The organism is Xanthovirga aplysinae (assembly GCF_009711365.1).
In the GTDB taxonomy this organism is placed as follows: Bacteria; Bacteroidota; Bacteroidia; order Cytophagales; family Cyclobacteriaceae; genus Xanthovirga; species Xanthovirga aplysinae.
Map to the genome: position 1 here is coordinate 1 of NZ_SMMB01000738.1, position 3598 is coordinate 3598.

General features: G+C 32.7%; 2 protein-coding genes. Both read right to left on the bottom strand.

The features are described 5' to 3' along the window. Nucleotides 1-69 precede the first annotated feature (69 nt). Nucleotides 70-1323: a M48 family metallopeptidase gene (locus E1171_RS04885; RefSeq protein WP_155204660.1), complete on the bottom strand. Its 1254-nt coding sequence runs from the start codon at nt 1321-1323 to the stop codon at nt 70-72. A 386-nt stretch (nt 1324-1709) separates the two neighbouring features. Continuing rightward, a complete protein-coding gene (locus tag E1171_RS04890; protein ID WP_155204662.1) occupies nt 1710-2798 on the bottom strand; it encodes a PorP/SprF family type IX secretion system membrane protein in 1089 nt (362 codons plus the stop codon). Nucleotides 2799-3598: the final 800 nt, after the last annotated feature.

The following is a 3598-nucleotide window of genomic DNA, read 5'->3' on the forward strand; positions in this document are numbered from 1 at the left end:
AAATCTAAAAAAAAGGGGCAGTTAATAGCCCCTTTTTTATTTGAAAAGAAATTCTGGTAAATTCTTTTTCTACTCCTTATTTTTTCGATTTTCCTGATCAATGGCGGCCAATCTTTGCAATAAAGTAGGGTGAGAATAATGTATAAAAACATAAAGGGGATGTGGAAGTAAATTACTCAGGTTTTCTACCGATAGTTTTTTTAAGGCCAATTGAAGGGCACTTCCCTTATAGGTTTGGGTGGCAAAAGCATCTGCTTCATATTCATTCTTTCGGCTTATTTGGTTCATGAAAAGACCGGAAATCATGGAAATAGGAGAATAAAGTAAAGCAAAAGCCACTAGGTTAAGGTGAATGGCAGTTTGTTTTCCTCCTAAAGCCAAGGAAAGGTTTTCATTAAAGATCATCAAAGACATAATCCAAAGCATGAGGCCTGTTTGTAGAATAGATAAAATATAGCTACTAATAATGTGCTTTTTTTTATAATGGCCTACTTCATGGGCAAATACCGCTACCAACTCTTCTGTGCTGTGTTTTTCGATTAAAGTGTCGTAAAAAACCACTTTCTTTTTCTTTCCAATACCAGAAAAAAAGGCGTTAGCTTTAGTAGATCGTTTTGACCCATCTATCACATAAATGTTTTCCAATGGGAAATTAACTTGGGAGCAGTAGTTTTTTATGGCCGACTTCAAATCACCTTCTTCTAATGGACTTAATTTATTAAAAAGAGGCACGATCAAGGAAGTATAAAACATATTGCCCATCAAGATGAATAGGGAAATAATGCCCCAGAACCATAACCAAAAATTAGCTCCAATGCTTTGGATTAAATAAATCAGAGCACCGATAATCAGTGAACCTAGTACTGCAGCTATTAAATATCCCTTTAATTTATCAGTAAAAAAGATTTTGAGCGTCATTTTGTTAAATCCAAATTTCTCTTCAATAACAAAATTATTGTACAACTGAAAGGGGATTGTAAGTAGGTCGGAGGCAAGATATAGAATGCCAAAAAAGGAAAGCGAAAGAAGTAAGTCTGTTTGGATTAATGGCCTTAGCCAGCTATCTAGGTAACCCAATAAGCCGAAACCTATTACCAATATGCTTAAAATAAAACTAAAGGAAGAACTGAAAACGGAAAATTGATCTTTAGTACGATGATATTGAACTGATTTTCGATATTTTTCTTCTTCATAAAATTCCCTTAAAGCATCTGGCAATTCATCTTTCATGGCTTTTCGGTTGAGTAAATCTACCACCTGGTCAAATACAAAATTGAAGGTGATTAGGCCTAAAATAATCCAAAGAATGGCAGTTGGTTCCATATGTATTAAAAATCATTGTCCAATAATATTTTCTCAGCAAAACTAATAAGCAATATTTTAAAATCAACCTTAGGATAAGAGAATGATTTAAAAGGATAGAGAGCAATGACATGTGTGTGAATGAGATTTGTTTTTTTACGAAATAGGATAGGGGCTTGATTAATTTTTTTGCTTTTAAGCAAAATGGAGTTTTGAAAAGGCGAACGAGGTTTATTAGAGCTCGTAGCTGGAGTCTACGGGGGAAAAGCAATGAAACAACGTTCTTTCCAAACCTGCAAAATAATAGAGTCGCTGGGAAAAATGCAGCTCTTCAAAAACCATTTGCAGCAAAAAGAAAATTTTTAAACACGCTTTAAAAACAATAAACGATATTTCACCACTTAATATTAAAAACTAGGACAAGGGATTTGACGTACGTTACGGGGAGGTAGTTTCTTGCCTAACTGAAATTCATAGGTAACGGAGACTTCATGAGCACCGCCGGAGGGAATTTGTAAATTGGAAATCGTATAATCATAACTATATCCAATTTTAAGATTTTTTACCTTGATACCTAAAAGGAAAATAATCGCATCATTTTTGAGGAATTGTTCTTCCAAACTGTCATCAGGAGAAAGCCCTCCTGGGGTTCCTCTATACCATAGACCAACTACAATAGGTTCCAAAGTGGTATAGACACCCAGTTCCATGCTGCTAAACTTACCTTGGCGTTTGTATAGGAAAGCCGGAGAAATGCTCCGCTCTTTTCCAAACCGATTAAATCCTGGTCGGTTTGAACCTGGCATATATAAAGGTATTCTATAACCTCCATGAATGCTGAATTTAATTGGTAAACGTGTATTTATTGAGTCAGGGGTAATTTCTAAAAATGCCTGATTGGGTGTGTTTAGGTGGAAGGCCGAAATCCCTACCCAAAAATTAGTGGAATATAATAATCCTCCTAGACTCAAATCCGGATAAACCTTGGTTTGATTATCCCCGACCAATTCATTCTGATCGTCGGGGAAAATAAGTTTATTAAAATTAATGTGCTCAATTGCTAATCCTATACTGGCGCCGGGTCGTAAGGTAAGTGTCTCTGAAAGACGGATTTGGTAGGCATAATTTAATATCATTTCTGTTGAAACAGGTCCTATTGCTCCTTGGCGATCCACGTTAAAGACAGCTCCTAAACCGCTGTTATATTCATCGAAAAAATAATCAAAATAAGTGGAAGAAGAGATAAAGGAAGCATCTTTTATCGCTGGCCATTGGTCTCGAATAATAGTACCCACCCGAGCACTAGGGGTTGCCCCAGTAAAGGCAGGGTTAAGGAAAAGAGGAGCAGCATAAAACTGGGAAAATTGGGGGTCTTGAGCTTTTAAATTAATCGAAAAACAAGCAGTTGCTGATAGAAATAAAAGAATGAATCGATAGCTCATTGAAAGTTCTGATTTTTGGTGTGGAGACTCCTTCTCCCGTTGGGCTTTGGCCATGAATTATGTTTTGGTAATAAGGCAAATTTATTTCAAACTAAATACTAAACCCTTTAATTATTATAATGTTGTTTGTAGGATATTTATTGCCTCAAAATAGAATTAATGATTTTATTTTTTATTAAATAATCGATCAAATCGATTTAAAATTTAAAGAAAGTTATAAACTAATTTATGTATGTTTAAATAGCAATTTATGAAAGTTTGTAAATAATTTAAATGTTAAGTACATAAGTGATTGAATATTTAGGAAAAATATTTTGATGGTCTTTTGGAAATCCTAATAAACTGTTGAATAAAAGATGTGATTAGATCTTGATTTTTTAAAGCTAAATATTTGATAAAAATTAATATATTAATGAAATAATTATATAAATAAGGAAATATGCTTAATCTTCTTCCGTTTTTTCTTTGAAAAAGACAGCTCCTTCTTATTGAACCTCACCTAAATCTAATGTTCTGTTTTTCTTTTCTATTAAAATGCCTCCTTGTATTAAACTTCTTGTAATAAATTTATTTCAGAACTTTATTTAATTTATGACATTAATATTATTTTTTGAAAAATTTAAATTTGTAATAATTTGAAATTAGTTATAACAATTTAATAATTGTGGTAGGAGAAGTATGTTAAAACTATAAAGATGTTTTATACCTATTATTAATCTTATTAGATTTAAAAAATATTTAAATTCTAACAGTTTAGGTTAAAGAAATTATTTTGTCTTAATATGCTGAGGTTTTTTGCTATAGACTCTAAAAGATAAAATGCGTATTGAACAAAGTTACATGGTTGAAGATAT